The following is a 5448-nucleotide window of genomic DNA, read 5'->3' as shown; positions in this document are numbered from 1 at the left end:
GCCGGCTTCTCGCCCAGGTAGTCCAGCATCATCTGCACCGCCATGATCGCGGCGATCGGGTTGGCGACGTTCTGGCCCGCGTACTTGGGCGCCGAGCCGTGGATGGGCTCGAACAGGCTCACCCGCCCCGGATGGATGTTGCCGCTGGCGGCGATGCCGAGCCCGCCCTGAATCATCGCCGAGAGATCGGTGAAGATGTCGCCAAACATGTTGCTGGTGACGACGGTGTCGAAGCCCTCGGGATTGCGCACCACGTACATGCAGGCGGCGTCGATGTAGTTGTGCTCACGCTTGATGTCCGGGTACTCGGCGCCGACCTCGGCGAACACGCGCGTCCACAGGTCCATCGCCCGCACCGCGTTGGCCTTGTCGATCAGCGTCAGCTTCTTGCGCGGGCGCGAGCGCGCCAGCTCGAAGGCGTAGCGAATCACCCGCTCGACGCCCTTGCGCGTGAAGATGATCTCCTGGGTGGCGATCTCGTCGGCGGTGCCTTTCTTGAAGAAGCCGCGCATGCCGGCGTAGGCGTCTTCGGTGTTCTCGCGCACCACCGTGAAGTCCACCTGCTCGGCTCGCGTGTCCTTGAGCGGGCAGAGGTGCTCGGCGTAGAGCCGGACCGGCCGCAGATTCACGAACAGGTCGAGCTCGAAGCGCATCTTGGCGATGATGCCGAACTCGAGCAGCCCGACCTCGATGCGTGGATCGCCGATCGCGCCGAGCAGGATCGCGTCGTGCTGGCGCACCTCGTTGAACGCGCTCTCGGGGAAGATCTCCTTCGACTGGAGGTAGTGCTCGGCGCCGAACGGGTAGGTGCTGAGCTGGATGCCGAAGCCTTCCACCGAGGCCAGGCGCTCGAGCACTCGTAGCGCTTCGTGCACGACCTCGGGACCGATGCCATCGCCGGCGATCACCGCGACTCGATGATTTCTACGCATGTGCTCTCCTGTTGCGGGCCGGCGCTCCCAGGACGCCCGCCGAAATTCCCTAGCTTCGCACTCGCGATTCGTCGAGCGCCGCGAGCACGCCGCGAATCTCTTCGTCCAGCAACACACGATCCACGCTCTTCGCGCGCTGGAACACGGCGGTGACGCGCTCGGGCGTCGGCTCGATGCCGTGCTGCTCGAGCCAGAAGATCACATTGCTCTCGCCGCTCATCGGGCCGACCTCGATCGACTGCCGCCGGCCCACCATGCTGGCCGGCACACCCGAGTAGACGCGGTCGGCGAGCCAGTCCTCGCCCTTGCGGAACGCCTTGATCACCGCCGCGGCGTGAACGCCAGTGCCGGTGCGGAACGCGTCGCGGCCCACCACCGGATAGTTGGGCGGCAGCGGCACGCCGGTGGTGCGGCTGGTCAGCTCGCAGTATTCGGGAAGGCCGGTCAAGTCGTTGTCGATCCAGCCGAGCAGCTTGAGATTCACCAGCAGCTGATCCATCGGCGTGTTGCCGACGCGCTCGCCGATCCCGATCGCGCAGCCATGCACCCGTGACGCGCCGGCCCGGATCGCGGCAATGGTGTTGATCACCGCCAGACCGCGATCGCTGTGCCCGTGCCAGTCGAGCCCGACCTCGGCCCCGGATTCGAGCACCACCTGCTGCGCGAAGCGCACCAGGTTGCGCGCCCCTTCCGGCGTCGCGTGCCCAACGGTGTCGCACAGGCAGAGCCGCTTGGCCCCGCAGCGGATCGCGGTGAGGAATAGCTGCCGCAGCGTCGCCGGATGCGCGCGTACCGTGTCCTCGGTGACGTACATCACCGGCAGACCTTCGCCGACCGCGAAACTCACCGCCTCTTCGGTGTGCTTCAGCATGGTCTCGACCGTCCAGTTCTCGGCGTACTGGCGGATCGGGGAGGAGCCGATGAAGGTGCAGACCTCGATCGGGATTCCGACTTTCTGGGAGATCTCGACCACTGGCGTGATGTCCTGGCGCAGTGTGCGCGCCGCGCAGTTGGCGCGGATCACGAGCCTCGCGTCGCGAATCTCCTGCGCCAGCCGGGTGACGTCCTTCACCACGTGCGGCCCGGCGCCCGGGAGCCCGATGTCGGCGGTGTCGAGGCCCAGGCCGTTCATCAGATGGAGCAGCCGGAGCTTGTCCTCGATGGCTGGCGTGCGGACCGAGGGCGACTGGAGCCCGTCGCGGAGCGTCTCGTCGTCGAACTGGACGCGGAACTCGGGCCGGGGCAGGCGCTCGCCCGCCTCGTTCCAGTCGTAGATCAGGTCGCGCTCGTCCATGTCGGGAGGATGAGCCAAAGGCGGCCGGACGAGCAAGTGTTCCGCCGCTTGTGGAGCCGCGGGAAAGGACCATCCTGGTTGTTGGCCCGCGGAAGTGCGCTACCACGACCGCGGCTTCACCGCCGCGCGCAAGCTGATCGTGCTCGGGTGAGTCCGGGCGCCGCTTCGGCTCTCGCCGCTCGCCCAGGAGCAGGTGGCCCAACCAGCGAACCCCGCAAATGCGCCACGGAATCGCAACAAGATTGCCATTGTCGCGGGGATGAGTCGGTCGTAGCCTTGAAACCAACGGCTCGGCCGCCCCCGCCGTCCCGCGCAGTTCGCGATCCGGGGTCGCTGCCCTCGGGTCTCCCCGAGCGACATCCCCCGCCTTGCCGAGGAGTGGATCATGCTCCGGTCCCTGCTCCCGCTGCTCTGTGCGGCTGCGTTTCTGCTGCCCAGTTCCCTGCCGGCGTTCGTCTCCGCAGATGAGATCGGAGGGGACAATGCCGGCGCCAAGTTGATCAACGCCCAACTGCTGCGGGACATGCGTTCCGCGGTCGCGCGGAACGGCACGTCCGGTGTCGCCGACACCACCTACCTGGGTTTCGTTCCCGGCAAGGTGACGGCCACCAATTACTGGGGTCTCGGCGTCGGCAACTTCAGGGTCTACTCGAGCAACGCCGCCGACTACGGCTACTGGGGCTGGGACAACGACGCCGTGCACGACAACATCGCCGAGGTGCACGGGGATTCGTTGTTCGGCTGGTGGCCGTATCGCAACATCATGCCCAACACCGGCGGCCTCACGTTGACCGATGATCAGCGTCCCTGGTGGGCGATCGACATCGGCAACAACGTCAACTCCATCGTCAGCCAGGACGCCGCCCACAAGCGCACGTTCGGCGTCGTCGGTGTGTGGCACCGCGACAACGGAAGCGTGACCGGCAATGGCGTGACCTGGAGCCCGCTGGGCGGGAGCTTCTCGTTGTGGTGCGGTCTGCGCCGGGACGGGGACAACTCGTTCGTGGATCCGATCACGGGCAACCCCTTCGACCAGCGGCTGCTCCAGTACAGCGACGTCAACGGCGGCACCAACACCGCCGCCAGCCCGCCCTACAACGGCGGCATCGGGACCAACCAACTGTTTCCGGGCTACGGCTCGCAGTGGGACCAGCTCGCCTATCACGATCTCGACGTGACCGGCCACGCCTCCGTCACGCTGCGTTTCAAGTTCCGCACCAACATGTCGACCGGCTACGGCAACTTGGCGGCGACGCGGGTCGGCTGGTTCGACAAGGATCCGCTGAACCACCTCGCGCCGAACAACTTCATCAGCAGCAGCGCGGCGGGCACCTCGGCTCCGATCGACTCGTTCATGGTGTACGTCGGAGCGCCGGTGGCCTCGTCGTTCGTCGGCTCGGACGGCCTCACTCACACCGTGTTCGATCCGCAGCGCCGCTGGCTCTCGGAGACGATTCGCGTCAACGAGGCCAGCGTCCCGTACTACGAAGTGTTCACCACCTACGGCGACAACGCTTCGCAGACCAAGGTTTCGCTCACGGCGCCGGTGTCGGGCACCTGGAGCAACCGGGCCCGCATCGTGTTCCGCAACAAGACCAACCGTGGCTTCGACGATGAAGGCGGCAGCGTCACGGGCGCGTACTCCTCGGGTGGGGCGGGCGCGGTCGTGATCGACGATGTCGAAGTGTCCTACGATGGTGGGGCGACTTACGCGTCGGTCAGCGGCGGGTCGTTCGAGAACGCCAGCGACGTCGACAACAACACGGGAACCGACCCGCTGAACGCCTGGAAGACCACCGGCAAGCCGCCGGGTGCCTTCCACCACGTCCATAGCGTCGACCAGTTGGTTTACCAGGACATCTGCGGGCCGGTGAGCAGCCGCCTGCGCGTCTGCAACCTGTCCGGAAACGTGATTTCAATGGGCGATCACGACAACTCGGAGGCCGCCGGCGGCGCGTACGGCACGGCGGAGCAGGAGCGCTGGGACGGAATCATCTCGCCCACGATCAACTTGCGTAATGGCGGCGGCACGAACGAGATGGGGATCAACAACTCCATCGCGATGGCCACCGAGGACTACTACATCGTCTACGACATCTATACGGGAATCTTCGATCCGTTCACGCAGGGCAACATGTGGCGGTTCGCGTTTCAGTCGTATCCGGCGGTGCAGAGGGACAACCACAAGTGCTGGGGCGGTCTGCGGTTCCCGGGCGGCCTCTTCTTCAACCCCGACAAGCAGTGCTTCCAGGATCAGGAACCTGGATTCGCGAACGGCATGATTCGCTGGAGTCATCTGGACGCCGAGAACGGCGCCAATTATCCCGACTCGATCCGCATCTTCCTTGGCAAACGCCAGGAGTGCTACCGCTTCGGCGTGACCACCGGTTGCTCGCCCACCGACGGCGGCTACTACGACAACGTGTCGCTCGCGTTCGTCGATGGCGTTGCGGCGCCGATGACGATCGACATCTGGCAGCTGATCAACGATACGTTCACGGTCAACGGTCTGAATCGCAATGGCGTCGCGCCGGGAACGGCGGCCTTCGACACCACGGCGGCTCTGGTCAAGACCGGTCTCAATATCGCTCAGAACACCGGCAATACGTCGCGTTACGACGTGCCTGGCGACACGACGGTCGTGTATGCGAATGGTGTCAGTTTGCGCATCGACATGATCTTCCGTATCTCGCCGGGACCGGGCAACTACGTGACGCTCGGCAACCGCGGAAGCGGTCTGCGCCGGGTTCCCACCAGCACGACGCCGGTCGATTACTCGAACGCGACGAACAACGGGAACTTCTGGGCCGAGTATCTGCGCGACAACGGCGAGAAGGGCACTCCGGGTGGACATCCGGCCGGCGCCACCAACGGTGGCAAGGATTGGAGCCCGCTGGTGTGGAACGGCGCTCGCTGCGACACGGCTGAAGCGAATATCTGGACCATTTCCTCACGCTTCATCGGCACTCCCCTCCTCGGAAACTGGATGACGGCCTATCACGAGTCCGATCCCAAGTTCACCAAGCTGGGTCTCGCCAAGAATCGCTGCTGGCTCAAGGACCCGACGGGGCCCGTGAGCAGCTTCGCCAACACGACCTGCGACATCACTCAGACGCTGGCCAACTGGCCGGTGACCGCGGGCTACGTGGCTGAGAACGGTCTGCCTCTCGGACAGACCTACGAGTACACCAAGATTCTGCCGGACGGTTACTTCACCCCCGG

At 65.7% G+C, this 5448-nt stretch carries 3 protein-coding genes; 1 reads left to right on the top strand and 2 read right to left on the bottom strand.

From position 1 onward, the window contains the following. Positions 1-932 (bottom strand): 3-isopropylmalate dehydrogenase (locus VMJ70_07740; protein HTO91007.1); only part of this gene is annotated, 932 nt, incomplete at its 3' end. A 49-nt stretch (positions 933-981) separates the two neighbouring features. Further along, positions 982-2226: a LeuA family protein gene (locus tag VMJ70_07735; GenBank protein ID HTO91006.1), complete on the bottom strand. Its 1245-nt coding sequence runs from the start codon at positions 2224-2226 to the stop codon at positions 982-984. 385 nt (positions 2227-2611) lie between these two features. Here VMJ70_07735 and VMJ70_07730 point away from each other — a divergent pair. Beyond that, a partial coding sequence (locus VMJ70_07730) for a hypothetical protein (protein ID HTO91005.1) occupies positions 2612-5448 on the top strand: 2837 nt, incomplete at its 3' end.

It is taken from the genome of Candidatus Sulfotelmatobacter sp. (assembly GCA_035498555.1).
GTDB lineage: Bacteria > Eisenbacteria > RBG-16-71-46 > RBG-16-71-46 > RBG-16-71-46 > DATKAB01.
This window is presented reverse-complemented; position numbering and strand designations above follow the sequence as displayed.

What these genes read in the sequence shown, in the direction of transcription:
- VMJ70_07735 (HTO91006.1), bottom strand. Translation starts at nt 2,226, where the DNA reads ATGGACGAGCGCGACCTGATCTACGACTGGAACGAGGCGGGCGAGCGC.